This window comes from Devosia sp. SD17-2 (genome assembly GCF_029201565.1).
Classification (GTDB): domain Bacteria; phylum Pseudomonadota; class Alphaproteobacteria; order Rhizobiales; family Devosiaceae; genus Devosia.
Genome location: NZ_CP104002.1, coordinates 3,079,202 through 3,097,886, shown reverse-complemented (window position 1 = coordinate 3,097,886; position 18,685 = coordinate 3,079,202). Strand labels below are relative to the sequence as shown.

The following is an 18,685-nucleotide window of genomic DNA, read 5'->3' as shown; positions in this document are numbered from 1 at the left end:
ACTTTGCCAGCGGTTCGTCGCCGCCGGTCACTCCTTGCTGTGGGCAACATGGCCCGAAACATTGCTTCCGGCATGTGCCGGCAAACGGAAATAGACGAGGCTGGCCAGAATGCTGAGTCCACCCACGGTAAAGAACGCGATCTGGAAATTAACGAGCCCGAGGTGCCCGCCGCTGAATGCGCTGGTCAGCTCAAGGATCGCCCCGGCCACGGCGACGCCAAACGCGATCGACAATTGCTGGCACACCGCCACCATGGCTGTCGCCTGGCTGGCCTCCTCGTCGGAAACATCGGCGTAGCCCAGCGCGTTCGAGCCGGTAAAGAACAGCGACCGCATGACGCCGCCAGCCAGCAGGATCGCCATCATCACCGGCACCGGCGTGTCCATGGAAAATGTCCCCTGCGCCGCGATCAGGAGGCCGCCGACAACGGCCGCAAAACCGAGCACGCGTGGAAAGCCGAAGCGCGCATAGAGCCATTCACTGAGGAATTTGCTCATGATGGCGCCGATCGCCGAGACGAAGGTGATTGCCCCCGATTGGAACGGATTGAGCCCAAAGCCGAGCTGGAGCATCAACGGCAAGAGGAACGGCATGGCGCCAACGCCAATCCGAAAAACCGAGCCGCCCGTGATCGTAGAGCGGAAATAGCGATGCCGGAGCAGTTTGGGGTCCAATAGCGGATATTTCACCCGCCGCGCGTGGAGCAGATAGAGGATGCAGGCTGTCACGCCCACGGCAAGGGTAAGATAGCCATAAACGATCGGCAGCGCCGGGAGACTGATCACCGACAACCCGAAGACCGTGCCGGAAAAGGCCACGGCGAGGATCATGAAGCCGACGAGATCAATCGGTCGCGGTGTGCGCTCGTCGGGCACCTTGAGATAGAGGCTGGCGCAGATGATGCCGATGATCCCGATCGGGATGTTGATCCAGAAGATCCAGTGCCAGGAGAGGTAGGTGGTCAGGAAGCCGCCGATCAGCGGCCCCGATACAGGCGCAATCAGAGCCGGCATGGTCAGCCAGGCCATGGCCGATACGAGCTCATTGCGCGGCGTCGAACGCACCAGCAGAAGCCTGCCCACGGGTGTCATCATCGACGATCCCATGCCCTGGAAAAAACGCGACAGCACAAAGCTCTCAAGCGAAAAGGCAAAGGAGCAGGCGAGCGATCCGAGCATGAAGACCAAAATCGCCAGCCGAAAGATATTCTTGGCGCCAAAGCGGTCCGCCATCCATCCGCTGATCGGGATAAAGATCGCCAGCGACACGAAATATGCCGTCAGCGCCAGCTTAAGCGAAATTGCGTCCGTGCCGATATCAGCCGCGATGGCGGGCAGAGACGTCGCGATGACGGTCGAGTCCATCTGTTCCATGAACAGGGCGACCGCAAGAATCAGCGGAGTGATACGGAGGACGGGCATGGTCGACAGGGAATCGGCGGTCAGAACCGAACCGCGTCAACACTATGGCGGGCTTTACTGCCGCTGGCCATAGGCCTTGGTCTGTCACGACCGGCCAAACCTCACTCTTATGCCACGCAATAAAAGCGCTGTCTTCCCGGAAAAAATGCAAAGGCGCTGTGCAGCCGAACGGCCGCCAACCCCTATGCAAGCCGCGCCCCCGATGCTATTCACCCTCGCCAACCTGAACCCGCGACTTCTTATGCGCCGGTTCATATTCCAACATCTCTGTTCATTCAGAAGGCAGGAAGGGTCTGGCCTTGGCGAAGATTATTACCACTATTACTGGCGATGCAGCTCTGACGTTCGACGACGTCCTGCTTCAGCCAGCCCGTTCGGATATCCTGCCCACTGAGACGGATATCTCGACCTACGTCACCAAGGACATAGCGCTTAATCTGCCGATCCTGTCCTCCGCCATGGACACCGTCACCGAAGCCAATATGGCCATCGCCATGGCCCAGGCTGGCGGCATGGGCGTCATCCACAAGAACCTCACGGCCTCCGAACAGGCCGAGCAGGTGCGGATGGTGAAGTCATTTGAAAGCGGCATGGTGGTCAACCCTATAACCATCGGCCCGAATGCCACGCTGGCTGACGCCTTCGCGCTCATGCAGAAGAGCCGCATCTCCGGCATTCCGGTCGTCGAGAATGGCGGCGCTGGTGGCCGTGCGATTGGCAAGCTGGTCGGCATCCTGACCAACCGCGACGTCCGCTTCGCGTCCAATCCCAATCAGCCCATCTCCGAGCTGATGACGCACCAGAACCTTATCACCGTGCGTGAAGGCGTGTCCAAGGAAGAGGCTAAGGTTCTCCTCCATCGTCACCGCATCGAAAAGCTGCTGGTCGTCGACGAAGACTATCGCTGCATTGGCCTGATCACCGTCAAGGATATCGAAAAGGCGCAGCTGCATCCCAACGCCGTCAAGGACGAACAGGGGCGCCTCCGCGTTGCCGCCGCGTCGACCGTCGGCGACAATGGCTACGAACGCTCCCAGGCCCTGATCGATGCTGGCGTCGACCTTCTCGTCATCGACACCGCCCACGGCCACTCGGTGCGCGTTGCCGAAGCCGTCGAGCGCATCAAGCGCGAAAATAACGCCGTGCGCATCGTCGCCGGTAATGTCGCAACGGCAGAAGCCACTCGCGCACTGATCGATGCCGGTGCTGATGCCGTCAAGGTCGGCATCGGTCCGGGCTCGATCTGCACCACCCGCATCGTTGCCGGTGTGGGCGTGCCGCAGCTCGCAGCTGTCATGGCCTGCGCCGAAGAGGGCGCCAAGTCCGGTGTGCCGGTTATCGCCGATGGCGGCATCAAGTTCTCCGGTGATATGGCGAAGGCCCTGGCCGGTGGCGCATCCTGCGTCATGGTCGGTTCGCTTCTGGCTGGGACCGACGAAAGCCCCGGCGAGGTCTATCTCTATCAGGGCCGCTCCTACAAATCCTACCGCGGCATGGGCTCGGTCGGTGCCATGGGTGCCGGCTCGGCGGATCGCTACTTCCAGCAGGATGTGCGCGACCAGATGAAGCTCGTTCCCGAGGGCATTGAAGGCCAGGTTCCCTATAAGGGCTCGGCCGGCGCCGTTCTCCACCAGCTCGCCGGCGGCCTTCGCGCCTCCATGGGCTATACGGGTGCCCACACGCTCAAGGACTTCCGCGAAAACTCCGTCTTCGTGAAGATCTCCGGCGCCGCGCTCAGTGAAAGCCATGTCCACGACGTGACCATCACGCGCGAAGCGCCCAACTATCGCAGCGGTCGCTGATAAATTAGGCTGCCCCCAAGTCAAAAGGGGGCAGCCATGCATCACGCAACGCGAATTGACACCATATTTGTGCCAGCCGTCGACACAGAGGCGGCGGCGAAGTGGTATGCTTCAATGTTCGGCATGGTCGAAATATTTCGATCCTCCGGCCATATCGGGCTGCGGTTTGAAGGCGCCTCGACGCCGACGACTGCGCTTACTCTGGTTCCTGTGGCTGCTATGCCGGAGACCAGTTTTGTCGCTTTCAATCTATTTTCGCCTGACCCTGAGCGTCTGCGCGCGGCACTGCTTGAGGATGGGCGTGAGGTTGCCCCGATCGCAAATAGCGGTGGCCTGACCTGGTTTGACTTCACCGATCTCTGCGGCAATCGAGTCAATGTCTGCCATTTCGCGGAGACATGACGCCGGAGCCGGATCGATCTCTTGGGCTGGCCGGTGCGAACGATTGCCGGCTCCCCGCGTTAGACTGCCACTCGCAGACCCGGACCCGCCATGCCCCTTGTCACCAAGCTTCTCGTTCTCGCCATGTCTGCGCAGGTGCTGCTGGCGTTCATCATTGTTCTCTGGATGGGGCGTGAGCGCGTGCCCCGCGTGCTGCGCGGCGAGATTGCCATGGCCGATATCGCGGTGGAGCGCTCGGCCTATCCGCTCAAGGCCCGCCTGCTTTCGAACAATTTCGACAATCAGTTCCAGCTTCCGGTGCTGTTCTTCGTCGCAGCCCTCGTAGTGCTCGCGCTTGGTCTTGTGGGATGGGCAGAGGTCATTCTGGCCTGGCTCTTCGTGGCCACGCGCTACGTCCACGCTGCCATCCACGTTACCGATAATAACGTCCAGCGGCGGTTTGCCGCCTATAGCGCCGGACTTGCCGTCCTTGCCCTAATGTGGCTATGGCTCGTCTTTCGAATTTTCCTTGCCCCGAGTATCTGACCCATGCGCTTTCCCGGCCGTCTCGCTGCCGCCATCGAAGTCCTCACCGATGTGGAACAGCGCAAGCGACCCGTCTCCGAGGCGTTGAAGGCCTGGGGTATCAACAATCGCTTCGCCGGGGCAGGGGACCGCGCTGCCATCGGCAATCTGGTTTATGATGCGCTGCGCCGCCGCGCGTCCCATGCCGCCGCCATGGGCAGCGACACGCCGCGCGCACTCGTGCTGGCCGTCGCCCTGCGCGACTGGAAAGAAACGCCCGAGACCCTCGCCGAGGTTTTTACCGGCGACAGCCACGCACCCGAAGCGCTGAGCGCGGAAGAAGCTGCCGGCGCGACGGCAGATATTTCCGGCGCGGCCGATGCAGTGCGTGCCGACGTCCTGGAATGGCTCGCCCCATCGCTCGAACGCGCGTTCGGCGCCAATTGGGTCGCCGAAGGCGAAGCCATGACCGGCCGTCCTTCGCTCGATCTCCGCGTCAATTCCCTCAAGGCGGTCCCCGATCGGGTCATCAAGTCGCTGGCCCGTTTCACGCCCGAGCAGACGCCGCTCGCCCCCTTTGGTCTGACGCTTCCTGCCGGCACCTGCGATGCGCGCACGCCCAATGTCACCACCGATGAAGCCTATCTCAAGGGCTGGTTCGAGGTGCAGGATCAGGGCAGCCAGATCGTCGCCGCCCTCTGCGGTGCCCAGCCCGGCGATCAGGTGCTCGATCTCTGCGCCGGCGCAGGTGGTAAGACCCTCGCTCTCGCGGCCGCAATGGGTAACAAGGGCCAGATCTTCGCCTATGACAGCGACCGCTCGCGTCTCGCGCCGATCTATGATCGCCTCAAGCGCAATGGGGTTCGCAATGTTCAGGTCCGCGCGCCCAATCCCGGCGCCCTTGATGATCTCGTCGGCAAGCTTGACCGCGTCATCATCGACGCGCCCTGCACCGGAACCGGCACCTGGCGCCGTCGCCCCGATACCAAGTGGAAACTCAGCCCCGAGCTTCTCGCCCAGCGCCAGTCCGAACAGGCGGCTCTGCTTGAAGAGGCGCTGCGCTACCTAAAGCCAAAGGGCACGCTGGCCTACATCACCTGCTCGATCCTGCCCGAGGAAAATGACGACCAGATCGCCGCCCTGCTTGCGGCCCACCCGGAACTCGAAACCGTTGATATGGCACAGGCCTGGAAGTCGGCTTTGATCACCGACATCCCGGAAGGTCTCACCACCGCTGGCGGCGGCATCTGCCTTACGCCGCTGCGCACCAACACAGACGGCTTCTACCTTCACCTCCTGCGTCACAAATCCTGAGGCATCCTGCCCGTTAGGTATCCGTATCGCCGACCCGTTCTCCGGCCAGAGTGCCGGGGAACATAGCTATCCATTTTCGCATCCGGGCCTTGCGCATCTACACCTTGCACAATCCGCGCCCGGCCGTTAAAGGCTCGCCATGCTGCACCCAGACACCGCCCCCGCAAACGACTCCATCCTCATCGTGGACTACGGTTCGCAAGTCACGCAGCTTATTGCGCGACGCATTCGCGAAACCGGCGTTTACTGCGAGATCCATCCCTTCCAGTCCGCTGCTGCGGCCTATGATGCGATGAAGCCCAAGGGCATCATCCTCTCCGGCTCCCCGGCGTCGACCCAGGACGAAAACGCCCCCAATATTCCCGAGGTCATCCTCGCTTCCGGTCTTCCAATTTTTGGCATCTGCTACGGCCAGCAAGCCCTGTGCGTGGCGCTCGGTGGCCGGGTCGAGGCAGGTCATCACCGCGAATTCGGACGCGCTGAAGTCACCGTTTCCCGTCCGAGCGCGCTTTACGAGGGCGTCTGGGATGATGGTGCAGCCCACCAGGTCTGGATGAGCCACGGCGATCGTGTCGTGTCGCTGCCCGAAGGTTTTGAAGTCGTTGGCACCTCGCCGAACGCACCCTTCGCCATGATCGCCAACGAAGACAAGAAAATCTGGGGCGTGCAGTTCCACCCGGAAGTCGTGCACACGCCCGATGGCGCAAAGCTCTTCCAGAACTTCGTGCACAAGATCTGCGGTATCCAGTCCAACTGGACCATGCAGGCCTACCGTCAGAAGATGGTCGACAAGATCCGCGAACAGGTCGGCACCGGCCGCGTGATCTGCGGTCTCTCCGGCGGCGTCGATTCCTCGGTTGCAGCCGTGCTCATCCACGAAGCCATCGGCGATCAGCTCACCTGCATCTATGTCGATCATGGCCTTATGCGCATGAACGAGAGCGAGCAGGTCGTGACCATGTTCCGCGATCAGTTCAACATCCCGCTGGTTCACGTCGATGCAGCCGACAAGTTCATCGGTGAGCTTGAAGGTCAGACCGACCCGGAAACCAAGCGCAAGATCATTGGCCGTCTCTTCATCGAAACTTTCGAGGAAGAAGCCAAGAAGCTCGGCGGCGCGGAGTTCCTCGCCCAGGGTACGCTTTATCCCGACGTCATCGAATCGGTGTCGTTCACTGGCGGCCCCTCGGTCACCATCAAGTCGCACCACAATGTGGGCGGCCTGCCAGAACGCATGAACATGAAGCTGGTCGAGCCGCTGCGCGAACTCTTCAAGGACGAAGTGCGCCAGCTTGGTCGCGACCTTGGCATTCCCGATAGCTTTATTGGCCGTCACCCATTCCCGGGTCCGGGCCTTGCCATCCGTTGCCCGGGCGGCATCACGCGTGAGAAGCTCGATATTCTCCGTCAGGCCGACGCAATCTACCTCGACGAAATACGCAAGTCGGGCCAGTACGACAAGATCTGGCAGGCTTTTGCCGTTCTGCTCCCGGTCCAGACCGTGGGCGTCATGGGCGATGGCCGGACCTACGAGTTCGTTTGCGCCCTGCGTGCAGTGACCTCGGTCGATGGCATGACGGCTGATTTCTATCAGTTCGACATGAACTTTCTCGGCAAGACCGCCACCCGCATCATCAACGAAGTCCGCGGCATCAACCGCGTCGTTTACGACGTGACCTCGAAGCCCCCCGGCACGATCGAGTGGGAATAAGAGGCAATAGGCACGCCGCTCAAATCGCTCCCGTGGAGCGATTTGAGGTTCTTACGCTAGAGCCTGGCTCATTGGGCCAGACGCCAGCGAAGCTTGGCGCCGCTAGGTCGGGTTAGCAGGTCGAGTTGCCGCGGCGGTTGAGGGCTTCGCACAGGGGCAGGGGCCTTCGGCCCCGCCTTTGCGCTTTTGGCTGGTGGTGGGGGCGCGAGTTTTGCCCGCACCTTGGTCTCGACTTCGATCAGTGTCGCCTGCAAACGGTTGATCTGCGACAGTGTCGTCACTTCGGGCGCATAGCGGCTGACCAGATATTCCCGGTTAAGGGAAATATCAGACAGGTGGGCGCGGGTTTTTGTTCTGAGGACGAGCTTGTGCCTGTCCAGCAAGGCGACCCGGGCAGCCAGATTGTGCTGCATCCCCCGGATTGCCGGTGCCGGCTCTCCGCAGTGCAGCAGGAAGGCATTGAGGTAAAGCTCGATGGCGTGAATAGAGAGCAGGCGGAATGGAGCGGCGGTCGTGTTTTGGCCGCGTACCCATATGCGACTTGCTTCTTTTGCAGCGTTTTGAAACTGCGCCGCGAGCGCAATCAATTCTTCTGGCTTCGCCGTTTCGCCTGGATAACAACTTGCAGCAGTGCTGGTGGCCGCCGTCATGTCTTAAAGGCCCCGTCCTCTTGCTTTCAAGATTGGATCGGCAGACGTCCGGAACAAGGGCGTCGTTAGGATACGGTTAATGGGTGCATTAATGCGCCGATAATTTGCATTCGCGGGGCAGCATGCTACACGTGCCGCCAAATTCGAGAGACCTAGAGCCAGCCGATGTCCGAAGAAAATATCTTCCGCGAAGTTGATGAGGAACTCCGCTCCGAGCGTATGCGCGCCCTCTGGCGCCGCATTGCCCCGTTCGTGATCGGTGCGGCCATCGCCATTGTCGCCCTCGTGGCGGTCAATGAAGGCTGGCGCTGGTACACCAACAGCCAGGCATCGCGCTCGTCTGAAGAGCTTTATGCTGCCCTCGACGTTGGTGATGACCTCGCCACAGCCCAGACCCGACTCGACCAGCTCGCTGCCGATGGTTCAGGCGGCTACCCGGTCCTCGCCGAATTCCGCAAGGCCAGTGTGTTGGCTGAAGCCGGTGACGCAGCAGGTGCTGTGGCGGCCTATGATGCGCTGGCGAACAGCCAGTCCAATGTCCGCCTGCGGGAACTGGCTCTGCTGCAGGCCGGCAAGATCCTCGTGGACACCGGCACGCTTGCCGACGTCGAGGCGCGTATCGGCACCATCGCCAGCGATGACAATCCCATGCGGCGCGTTGCCCGTGAGCTGATTGGCCTCGCCCATTACAAGGCGGGCGATTTTGCGGCCGCCCAGGCCAGCTTCGAAGCTGTGCTCAATGATCCGCTCGTTCAGGGGCCGATGCGCAATCGCATGGCCTATTATCTGGCCCAGCTCCTCTCCGAAGGCGCAATCTCGGACGAAAGCGCCGAAGCGACATCGGAACAGGCAGACGAAGCCGCGCCAGCCGCCGAATAGGCCGCGCGCAACAAGGAGAGACCATGACGGTCACCGTAGCAATTGTAGGGCGTCCCAATGTCGGCAAATCGACATTGTTCAACCGTCTGGTCGGGCGCAAGATCGCGCTGGTCGACGACACGCCCGGCGTCACGCGTGACCGTCGCGAGGCGGAAGGTCGCATCGCCGACCTCACCTTCCGCGTTCTCGATACGGCAGGTTATGAAGACGTCACCGACGGCAGCCTTGAAGACCGCATGCGCCAGCAGACTGAGTTGGCCATTCGGGAAGCCGATGTCATCCTGTTCATGATCGATGCCCGCGCCGGTGTCGTGCCGCTCGACCAGCGTTTCGCCCAGGTCCTGCGCAAGGCCGGCAAGGACGTGCATCTGGTCGGCAACAAGGCCGAAAGCCGCGCAGCCGAAGATGGTCTGGTTGAGGCATTCAAACTCGGTTTCGGCGAGCCCATCGCGCTTTCCGCCGAGCACGGCCTTGGCCTGTCCGAGCTCTACTCCATCGTTTCTGCTGCCATCGACAAGGCAATCGCCGAGCAGGCGGCATCAGATGCCGCTGAGCAGAGCGATCTCGACCTTCTGCCCGAAGTTGACGTCGACATCACGCCGGACATGCTCGAAGGCGAGGGCGATGACGCCACGCTGCGCTGGAACCCGCGCCGCTATCTCAACGTCGCCATTGTTGGTCGCCCCAACGCCGGCAAGTCGACGCTGGTCAACCGCATGGTCGGTGAAGATCGCGTTCTCGTTGGTCCCGAAGCCGGCATTACCCGCGACAGCATTCTCGTTCCCTGGGAGTGGGAAGGCCGCACCATCAACCTCGTCGACACCGCCGGCATCCGCCGTCGCTCGCGCGTCCACGAGAAGCTCGAAAAGCTTGCGGTCGGCGATAGCCTGCGCTCGCTGCAGTATGCCGAAGTCGTCGTTCTCCTCCTCGACGCCACCGTGCCGTTCGAAAAGCAGGACTTGGCGCTTGCCGATCTCGTCGAGCGTGAAGGCCGCGCCATGGTCATCGCGCTCAACAAGTGGGACCTGATCGAGGACAAGAACGCCGTTCTCGCAGAGCTCCGCGAAGAATGTAACCGCCTTCTGCCGCAGCTGCGTGGCGTTCCGCTGGTTACCCTCTCGGGCCTCACCGGGCGCAATATCGACAAGCTGATGGAAGCCATTTTCTCCATCGAGCGCACCTGGAATTCGCACATCTCGACGTCGCGGCTCAATCGCTGGCTGGCAGGCATGGTCGAGGGGCACCCGCCTCCGGCAGTGTCCGGTCGTCGCCTCAAGCTGCGCTACATGACCCAGGCCAAGACGCGTCCTCCCAGCTTCATCGTCTTCGCGTCGCGGCCCGACGCATTGCCCATGTCATATCAGCGTTATCTGGTGAACGGACTGCGTGAGTCGTTCGATCTCCCCGGCACCCCGATCCGTCTCTGGGTCCGCGCCGGCAGCAAGTCGAACCCCTACGACGACAAGACGAAGCGCTAAGCGCTCAGGTTCTGAAGATTTGAAAACCACGCCCCCGAAAGCGGGGCGTGGTTTTTGTTTTGGGTCTCCCGGTTTGGGCGCGTCGGCGCTCTTATCCCCAAATGCCGATGATCCTGTGGTGCCAGCTATTCACCTTGGCCGCGTTTGGCTTATAGTGCCCCGCGTCGTAGCACCCCGCCATTGGTCGCGCCGTGCCAACATTGCACTCTGTTGCTTACAGAAATTCTCATCGTCGTCGTTCTCGTTCTGGTGAACGGCGCCCTGGCCATGTCTGAGCTGGCCGTCGTTTCCTCCCGATCCGCGCGTCTCAAGGTCCTGGCTGACCAGGGCAACAAGGGCGCTGCCATGGCCATGAAACTAGCCGAGGATCCGGGCAAGTTTCTCTCCTCCGTCCAGATCGGCATCACGCTTGTCGGCGTGCTGTCGGGCGCCTTCTCTGGCGCCACCCTGGGCCTGCGCCTCAGTGAATGGCTCAAGCAGGTTGGCGTACCCACCAATATCGCCGATATCGGCGGTACGGGCCTCGTTGTCGTGCTGATCACTTATGGCACGCTGATTCTGGGCGAATTGGTCCCCAAGCAGATCGCTCTCCGCAATCCGGAAGCCATGGCTGCGCGAGTCGCGCCGCCCATGACCCTTCTGGCGCGCGTCGGGACGCCGATCGTCTGGTTGCTCGATATTTCCGGCAAGGCGGTCCTTCGTCTCCTGGGGCAGGGTGGTCAGGCCGAGGAATCGGTCACCGAAGAAGAAGTACGCACCATAATCGCCGAGGCGACATCCGCTGGCGTGCTGGAGACCGAAGAGCATTCCATGATCTCGGGCGTGATGCGCCTTGCCGACCGGTCCGCCCGGGGCATCATGACGGCGCGTCTCGACGTCGAAGTGGTCGATATCGAGGCGAGCTACGAGCAGAACCTGCAGAAGATCATGGCCAGCAGCCACAGCCGCGTTCTGGTCCAGGAAGGCGACGCTGATTCCATTCTTGGCGTGCTCAATCTTGCCGATCTCCTGCCGGCTCTTGCCAGTGGGCAACAGCCGGACCTGCGCAAGCTGACAAAGCCTGTTCCGGTGGTCATGGAGCACGCAGACGCTCTCGATGCCGTGGAAGCCATCCGCCAGTCCAAGGTGCAGATGGTCCTCGTTGTCGATGAGTACGGTCACTTTGAAGGCATCATCACCTTTGGTGACGTGCTCGAAGTGATCACTGGCGTCTATCAGGAAGAGGCCGGAGATGATCCGGCCCTCGTCGAGCGCGAAGACGGCTCCTGGCTGGTGGCCGGCTGGATGCCGGTCGATGATTTCGCCGAGCGCTTCCGCATAACCGTGCCTAAGGATGCGCGCTACGAGACTGTAGCCGGCTTCATTCTCGCCTGTCTCAACCACTTGCCACGCACGGGCGAAGCCTTCGAGCGTGAAGGTTGGCGCTTCGAGGTGGTCGACCTCGATGGCCATCGCATCGACAAGGTTCTGATGTCGCTGGTCGCCGAGGGCTGACAAAAACAAGGCCGCCTCACAAGGGCGGCCTTTTTCATTCAGGCGAAATCTGGGCCGCAGCCGGTACGGGGTAGATCAGTCGGACAGGGTCATCCCGAACCAGACCGTCGATCCGATGGTGATCAATGGATCGAAACCGCTCTTGGTCCAGAAGGCGACGCCGCCGGCATTGCTGCGGCTGGCGCCGAGATGGATGCGCTTGACCCCATTGGCCCGCGCCTGATCGCGCCACGCATCGAGCAGGCGTGTCCCCACCCGCTGCCCGCGCAGCCGTTCCAGCAGGTTCATGTGAATATGGGCGGGGTAGTTCGCGACCAGCTCCGTCGGCGCCTCATGGGGCTTCATGATCGCCTCCACACGTTGCAGATCGGCCGGGGTGAGCCCGCTCGGGTCCGCATAGCGTTGCCGCAGCGCCGGAAACCAGTCTGTCTCGAGCTTTTCAGCGAAGGCCAGCGTGTCGTATGTTCCCACGATATATCCGGCCACCCCCTCGGCATCCTTGGCCACAAACACATTGTGCGGCTCAAGGGCCCCATAGGGCGCCGAATAAATATGTCCGACGAGCTGTCGGTCATTGTGCAGCGGACTGGCATCCTTGCCTGCGTCCCCGGTGACCAGGCAAATCTCGTAGAGTGCTTCGAGATCGCCGTCTTGGTAGGGACGCAGTGTGATCATGGATCAGAGCTCGCCGAATGTGCCGGTGGTGATGTCGAACAGCTTGCCGTTCTCTGTCAGCTTTGGGCTGATGAGATCGATCAGTTGCGGAGCGATCGCGCTCGGCTGGGGCAGGGTGTTTGGATCTTCCCCCGGCATGGCCTTGGCACGCATCGCCGTGCGCACGATGCCGGGATAGAAAATATTGGCCTTGACGTTGGACTGGCTCAGCTCGCCCGCATAGGACTTCACCATCGCGTCGAGGGCGGCCTTTGTGGCCGCGTAGAGGCCCCAGAACGGTTTGGCCGACCGAGCGACGCCGGAAGACACAAACACCGCCCTGCCGGCTTCTGACTGGCGCAGCAGCAGGTCGAGAGAACGCAGCAGGCGATAGTTGGCCGTGACGTTGACCGCCATCACCTTGTCGAATTCGTCCGGCTTGATGTGCGCCATCGGGCTCAGCACGCCGAGCAGGCCCGCGTTCGCCACAAGGCCATCCAGATGCCCCCAGCGCTCGAAGATGGCGGCGCCCAACCGATCGATGGCATCGCCGTCACGCAAATCGAGCGGTACGAGCGTGGCTGAGGCTCCGGCTTCCTGGATTTCATCATCCAGTTCCTCAAGGCCGCCCACAGTGCGCGCCACGGCGATCACATGAGCCCCACGACGCGCCGCTTCGAGCGCTGCCTGATAGCCAATGCCGCGAGACGCTCCGGTGACGAGAACGACCTTGCCGGTGAGCTCTTTGCTTTCAGTCATTAACCGGCTTCCTTGAGAAGAGAGATCTGCTTGGAGTCGTGCGATGCCCGGCCCCCGAGATCGGTCAACTGAGTGGGGTAGTCGCCGGTGAAATAGTGGTCTGTGAACTGCGGCGCGACAGCATTTCGCTTTTCGCCACCGACAGCCGTGTAGAGCCCGTCAATGGAGAGGAACTGCAGCGAATCGGCGCCGATGAACTGGCACATCGCGTCGAGATCGGTGTACTGGTTGGCTAGCAGCTTGTCCGGATCGGGCGTGTCGATGCCATAATAATCCGAGTGGAAGATCATCGGGCTAGCAACGCGAATATGTACCTCGGTCGCTCCGGCCTCGCGCATCATCTGCACGATTTTCACCGAAGTCGTGCCGCGCACAATCGAATCGTCGATCAGCACCACGCGCTTTCCGGCGATTTCGGCGCGGTTGGCCGAATGCTTGAGCTTGACGCCAAAGGCGCGGATCTGCTGGGTCGGCTCGATGAAGGTCCGGCCGACATAGTGATTGCGAATGATGCCGAGCTCGAAAGGGATGCCGCTCTGCTGGGCATAGCCGATGGCTGCCGGCGTGCCGCCATCGGGCACTGGCACCACCACGTCAGCCTCAACGGGTGCTTCCTTGGCAAGGTTGATGCCCATGTTCTTGCGCGCTGTGTAGACACTGCGGCCTGAAACCATGCTGTCGGGGCGGGCGAAGTATACATATTCGAACAGGCACGGCCGCTCCGGCACCTGGCGGGCCGGCTTGCGGGCGTCAATGGAGATGGAGCCGTCCGGCTGGATCTCGCAGATGATCACCTCGCCATTTTCGACATCGCGCACATATTTCGCGCCGATGATGTCGAGCGCACAGGTCTCCGAGCAGAAGATCGGCTTGCCGTCGAGCTCGCCCATCACCAGTGGACGAATGCCGACCGGATCCCGGGCCGCAATCAGCTTGGTGCGGGTCATTGCCAGCATGGCGTAGCCGCCTTCCATCTGCCGGATGGCGTCGATGAAGCGATCAGTTGTCGATGCGTGGCGGGAGCGCGCGATAAGGTGCAGCACCACTTCCGTATCGGACGTGGACTGGCAGATGGCGCCGGTGGCGATGATCTGCTTGCGCAGCGTCAGCCCGTTGGTGAAATTGCCGTTATGGGCGATAGCGATGCCGCCATCTTCCAGCTCGGCGAACAGCGGCTGCACATTGCGCAGCGCCACTTCACCCGTAGTCGAATAGCGGGTGTGGCCGATGGCCATCGAACCGGCCAGCTTTGCAAGGAGGACGGGGTCCGTGTAGTGGTCCCCAACCAGCCCCATGCGCTTTTCCTGGTGGAACTGGCGGCCGTCAAAGGAGACGATGCCGGCCGCTTCCTGCCCGCGGTGCTGCAAGGCATGCAGCCCCAGAGCCGTCAGTGCCGAGGCATCGGGGTGCCCCAAAATGCCAAACACGCCGCATTCTTCATGCAGCGTGTCGCCATTGAGATCGAAATCATCGTCGCTCGGGTGGTGGTTCACCGTGCTCTCCATGCACTTGGCGCAATACTGGCTTCAAAAAGGAAGCGGATCGCCCTGCCGGTCGATCACTCTGCCCGCCAATATCGCATTTCCTGCTCTGCCACCAATGACACTTTCAGGCAGCAGTCTTGCTGCGGGCCGGGGCCCGCAGAAAATTCCTAGTTCGTCGGCGCGGCCTCGAGCGGCGCTTCCGTCGGGTCCACAGTGCCGTCGACCGAAGCGTCCACCGGACCACCTTCAACGACCTGCGGATCGGCGGTCAGATCGGCGCCGCCGCCCTTGATGATATCGGTCACCTGCTGCTCGAGACCCTCAGGCAGCATGGAAATCAGCGTGTCGCCCATATCCTGGAGATAGGGCAGAGACTGAGAATTACGAGCCCATTCCGGCAAATTGCTGCCCAGCAGCCAGATGCCGAAGATGGTGATCACAATGGCGATCAGCACGCCGCGGAGCACGCCGAAGATAAAGCCCAGGGTGCGGTCGATCGGCCCGATGCGGCTATCGACCACGAAGTCGGCGATGCGCATGGTCAAAAGATGCAGCACGATCAGCGCAACGATGAAGCTCACCACCACCGTGGCAATATTGGCCACGATCTCCTCGGCGATATACTGCTGTGCGATGTCGGGGTGATAGAGATACATATAGACAGCAATCGCGGCCGAGCCGGCCCAGGTGGCCAGCGACAGCACTTCTCGGGTCAATCCGCGCGCTGTGGCCAGGATTGCCGAGATCAGCACCAGCACACCAACACCAACGTCGAACGCAGTCAGCATATGTTCTCGCCCAGTTCCGTTTTCAGGATCGGCTAACGCACCGGACGCAAGATCCCGCTGCGCGCGGCCCGAAAATTACAGGCTCGGTCCGCCCCGTGGGCGACCATTAGCCGCTTTAAATCCGGCTGCCAAGACTAAGCGGCGCCAATGACGTCGTTCTTCCCATAAACCAATTGTTTACCAGACGTCCTCCTCGGCCACTGGCATCTTGCCATTGGCGGCGATGCGGCTGACCATATCGGCCAGTTGGAGGTATTCGTTCACCTCAAGCTCCGAGCCCTTGTCCGCGCTTCCCAGTCGCCCCGTCGTCACCGATTTGAACCCCAGTTTCTGGGCTTCGCGCAGGCGCAACCCGCTGTGCGACACCGGCCGGATGCCGCCGGCGAGCGAAATCTCACCAAAGTAAACTGCCTCTGGCGGCAGCGCCGCGCCGGTCAGAGATGAGATCAACGCAGCAGCGACGGCGAGGTCGGCCGCCGGCTCGGTGATCTTTAACCCGCCCGCGACGTTGAGATAAATATCGTTGGCCCCGATCCGCACCCCGCACCGCGTCTCGAGCACGGCCAGCACCATGGAGAGGCGCGACGTATCCCAGCCAACAACGGCGCGGCGGGGATTGCCGAGCGGGGAGGGGGCCACCAGCGCCTGAATTTCAATCAGGATCGGCCTGGTCCCTTCCATGCCGGCGAACACGGCCGACCCCGCCGCATCGCGATCGCGTTGGTCCAGAAACAGCGCCGAGGGATTGGCAACCTGCTCAAGGCCACGTTCGGTCATGGCAAAAACGCCGATTTCGTCGGTCGCGCCATAGCGGTTTTTTACGCCCCGCAGGATGCGGAACGTATGGCTGCTGTCGCCTTCGAAATAGAGGACGGCGTCCACCATGTGTTCGACCACGCGCGGGCCGGCGATCTGGCCGTCCTTGGTCACGTGCCCGACGAGCACGACCGCTGCGCCGCTCTTTTTGGCGAACCGCGTCAGCGCCTGCGCCGAGGTGCGCACCTGCGTTACCGTTCCCGGCGCGCTGTCCACCCGGTCGGTCCACAGCGTCTGGATAGAATCGATGATCACGAGATCCGGCGGTGCTCCGCTCTCGAGGGTGGCGAGGATGATCTCGACATTGGTCTCGGCGGCAAGCAGAACGCCGGCTTCGCCCAGGCCCAGCCGTTGTGCGCGAAGGCGTACCTGCGCAACTGCTTCTTCGCCTGACACATAGATCACGCGCTTGCCCTGCGACGCCAGCGCCGCGGCCGACTGCAGCAGCAGGGTCGATTTGCCGATCCCGGGGTCGCCGCCTACGAGCAGCGCCGAACCCTTCACAAACCCGCCGCCCGTCACCCGGTCCAGCTCGACCATTCCGGTGACGACGCGCGCGGCGCTTTCGGTCTCGCCAGCCAGCGGCACAAGATTGGCCGGCCGACCGTTCGACTTTGCCGCCTTGGGACCGGCTCCGACACCAGAATCGGCGATCTCTTCGACGATGGTGTTCCACTCGCCGCAGGCATCACAACGACCCTGCCAGCGCGTTGAAACAGCCCCGCAGGACTGGCAGACGAAATTGGTGCGGATCTTTGCCACTTAACTCTTCTTCCTGCGCGCGGCCGCACGTTCGGCCAGACCCCGCACTGTATTCCAGTTGCGCGCCGTCGAGACGCCGCAATTCTTGTCGATCTGCCGCATCAGCCGGCCTGAATTGGTGGCATTGCGGGTGAATTCCACCACGAGGTGATTGTCCACTACGCGAATGCGTTCCGGTCCGTCATGCGTCTGCAACCACGAAAACTCCGGTCGCGTCTGCGCAAAGAAATAGACCGCGGCCTGACTTGGATCTGCGACATCCCGTTCGATCGCTCGCGCCAGTGTCTTAAGCACCGATACCGGCCGCACAATCGGGAAGACATTCTCGCCCAGACCGAAGCCGCGCAACAGCGGCGTCATCGTCTTTGCAGCCACGGCCGCCGTTCCTGCAAAATCGGCGAGCATGTTGCCCGTGTTCCCCAATGTCGCGACATTGAGGAACTCCACACTCTCTGCAGCCTCGCGCCATGTCGCCATGGACATCTGCCGATGCGTCACCGGCCCAATCGCCCGTAACAAGATGACATAGTGACGATGCCCCATCCCACTCATCGCAAGACGCTAGCAGGGGAGGGCATGCAGTTCAAGAACAAATAGAGAACCTGCGTGGAGATGACTTCGGTCGCGACGACCAGCATTCACTCGGGCAGATATCCATCCCCGACATAGTTCCGCGTGTAGCGACCCTTGAGCGCCGTCAGCAGTTCATAGCCGTTGGTCCCGGCGGCATCGGCCTGGTCGTCGACGCTGATATTGGGGCCGATCACCTCGACCCCTTCACCCGGCTTGGGGACATTCTGCCCCAGCTCGGTGATGTCGACGATGGTAAGGTCCATCGAGATTTTCCCGATGATCGGGCAGAGTTTTCCGCGCAGATACACTTTGCCGCCCGGCCGCTGGTTTGTCGCGGAGAGCGAACGGAAAAAGCCATCGGCATAACCATGACCGATAATCGCCAGTCGGCTGTCGCGCGATAGCGAATAGCTTGCACCATAGCCGACCGATTCCCCGGTGCGGGCTTCCTTCACCTGCAACACTGGCACATGCAGCGTCACCACATTGGCCATTGGGTTCTTGCGGCCGTTGACCGCGCGCCCGCCATAAAGGGCAATGCCAGGCCGCACCATCTGGAAGTGATAATCGCGTCCGGTCATCATCCCCGCCGAGTTCGCCAGCGATGCGGGAATGCCCGGGAACTGGTTGAGCACCGAGCCGAACAGCGCCAGCTGCGTGCGGTTCTTTTCGTGGTTGGGAATGTCCGAACACGCCAGATGGCTCATCACCATTTGCGGGGCATAGCCGAGCCGCTCGATGCGCTCGCGCACCAGCACCGCCTCATTGAGCCGGAAACCAAGCCGGTTCATGCCAGTGTCGAAATGGAAGGCGCTGGGATAGGCCTCGTTGCGCTCGACGCATTTGCCCAGCCACTCTTCCAGCATGTCCATTGAGCCGATCACCGGCATCAGGTTCTGGCGGATATAAAGATTGGCCGCGCCCGGATAGAGCCCGCCCAGCACGAAGATATGCGCGTCGGGCAGGGTGGTGCGCACGGCGATGCCTTCGTCGGGCGTTGCCACGAAGAAAAAGCGTGCACCGGCGGCATGCAGCGCCTTGCTGGCCATTTCGATGCCGGTGCCATAGGCGTCGGCCTTCACCACGCCAGCGGTCAGTGCGCCGGCGCTCACCTTGTCGAGGGCGCGCCAGTTTCTGGTCAGTGCACCCAGATCGATGGTCAACTGCCCACCAAGCCCAGAGGTCAGTTTCAT

General features: G+C 61.9%; 17 protein-coding genes. 8 read left to right on the top strand and 9 right to left on the bottom strand.

Going from position 1 to position 18,685, the window contains the following annotated elements:
* Positions 1–27 precede the first annotated feature (27 nt).
* Positions 28–1,398: an MFS transporter gene (locus NYQ88_RS15245; protein ID WP_275654931.1), complete on the bottom strand. Its 1,371-nt coding sequence runs from the start codon at positions 1,396–1,398 to the stop codon at positions 28–30.
* Between the two features lie 323 nt (positions 1,399–1,721).
* Here NYQ88_RS15245 and guaB point away from each other — a divergent pair, with 323 nt between their 5' ends.
* The 5 genes from guaB to guaA all read left to right on the top strand — a co-directional run bounded on the left by guaB (position 1,722) and on the right by guaA (position 7,155).
* Entirely contained in the window at positions 1,722–3,224 is a 1,503-nt protein-coding gene (gene guaB, locus NYQ88_RS15240) for an IMP dehydrogenase (RefSeq protein ID WP_275651970.1), read from the top strand.
* 36 nt (positions 3,225–3,260) lie between these two features.
* Positions 3,261–3,626, top strand: coding sequence for a VOC family protein (locus NYQ88_RS15235; protein WP_275651969.1), 366 nt, complete (start codon positions 3,261–3,263; stop codon positions 3,624–3,626).
* Between the two features lie 90 nt (positions 3,627–3,716).
* Positions 3,717–4,151 (top strand): MAPEG family protein, encoded by a 435-nt coding sequence (locus NYQ88_RS15230; RefSeq protein ID WP_275651968.1) that lies wholly within the window; start codon positions 3,717–3,719, stop codon positions 4,149–4,151.
* A gap of 3 nt (positions 4,152–4,154) precedes the next feature.
* Positions 4,155–5,444 carry an RsmB/NOP family class I SAM-dependent RNA methyltransferase gene (locus NYQ88_RS15225; protein ID WP_275651967.1) on the top strand — a complete coding sequence of 430 codons (1,290 nt, stop codon included), beginning with the start codon at positions 4,155–4,157 and terminating at the stop codon, positions 5,442–5,444.
* A 139-nt stretch (positions 5,445–5,583) separates the two neighbouring features.
* Entirely contained in the window at positions 5,584–7,155 is a 1,572-nt protein-coding gene (gene guaA, locus NYQ88_RS15220; RefSeq protein WP_275651966.1) for a glutamine-hydrolyzing GMP synthase, read from the top strand.
* Between the two features lie 68 nt (positions 7,156–7,223).
* Here guaA and NYQ88_RS15215 read toward each other — a convergent pair whose 3' ends face one another.
* Positions 7,224–7,805 carry a hypothetical protein gene (locus NYQ88_RS15215; protein WP_275651965.1) on the bottom strand — a complete coding sequence of 194 codons (582 nt, stop codon included), beginning with the start codon at positions 7,803–7,805 and terminating at the stop codon, positions 7,224–7,226.
* A gap of 165 nt (positions 7,806–7,970) precedes the next feature.
* On the opposite strand from NYQ88_RS15215, the gene NYQ88_RS15210 reads away from it, so the two are divergent.
* The 3 genes from NYQ88_RS15210 (at position 7,971) to NYQ88_RS15200 (ending at position 11,656) form a co-directional block, all read left to right on the top strand.
* A complete protein-coding gene (locus NYQ88_RS15210) occupies positions 7,971–8,684 on the top strand; it encodes a tetratricopeptide repeat protein (protein WP_275651964.1) in 714 nt (237 codons plus the stop codon).
* Between the two features lie 23 nt (positions 8,685–8,707).
* Positions 8,708–10,162: a ribosome biogenesis GTPase Der gene (der, locus tag NYQ88_RS15205; RefSeq protein ID WP_275651963.1), complete on the top strand. Its 1,455-nt coding sequence runs from the start codon at positions 8,708–8,710 to the stop codon at positions 10,160–10,162.
* Between the two features lie 210 nt (positions 10,163–10,372).
* Positions 10,373–11,656 (top strand): hemolysin family protein, encoded by a 1,284-nt coding sequence (locus tag NYQ88_RS15200; RefSeq protein ID WP_275651962.1) that lies wholly within the window; start codon positions 10,373–10,375, stop codon positions 11,654–11,656.
* 75 nt (positions 11,657–11,731) lie between these two features.
* Here NYQ88_RS15200 and NYQ88_RS15195 read toward each other — a convergent pair whose 3' ends face one another.
* The 7 genes from NYQ88_RS15195 to alr all read right to left on the bottom strand — a co-directional run bounded on the left by NYQ88_RS15195 (position 11,732) and on the right by alr (position 18,685).
* Positions 11,732–12,331: a GNAT family N-acetyltransferase gene (locus NYQ88_RS15195; RefSeq protein WP_275651961.1), complete on the bottom strand. Its 600-nt coding sequence runs from the start codon at positions 12,329–12,331 to the stop codon at positions 11,732–11,734.
* A 3-nt stretch (positions 12,332–12,334) separates the two neighbouring features.
* Entirely contained in the window at positions 12,335–13,069 is a 735-nt protein-coding gene (locus NYQ88_RS15190; protein ID WP_275651960.1) for an SDR family NAD(P)-dependent oxidoreductase, read from the bottom strand.
* Positions 13,069–14,574, bottom strand: a complete 1,506-nt coding sequence (purF, locus tag NYQ88_RS15185; protein WP_275651959.1) for an amidophosphoribosyltransferase — start codon at positions 14,572–14,574, stop codon at positions 13,069–13,071. The genes NYQ88_RS15190 and purF overlap by 1 nt, the downstream gene beginning before the upstream one ends.
* A 146-nt stretch (positions 14,575–14,720) precedes the next feature.
* Complete coding sequence (locus NYQ88_RS15180) at positions 14,721–15,341, bottom strand: CvpA family protein (protein WP_275651958.1); 621 nt, start codon at positions 15,339–15,341, stop codon at positions 14,721–14,723.
* A gap of 177 nt (positions 15,342–15,518) precedes the next feature.
* Entirely contained in the window at positions 15,519–16,919 is a 1,401-nt protein-coding gene (gene radA, locus NYQ88_RS15175; RefSeq protein WP_275651957.1) for a DNA repair protein RadA, read from the bottom strand.
* Positions 16,920–17,462, bottom strand: coding sequence for a DUF1697 domain-containing protein (locus tag NYQ88_RS15170; protein WP_275651956.1), 543 nt, complete (start codon positions 17,460–17,462; stop codon positions 16,920–16,922).
* 95 nt (positions 17,463–17,557) lie between these two features.
* Positions 17,558–18,685 (bottom strand): alanine racemase, encoded by a 1,128-nt coding sequence (gene alr / locus NYQ88_RS15165; protein ID WP_275651955.1) that lies wholly within the window; start codon positions 18,683–18,685, stop codon positions 17,558–17,560.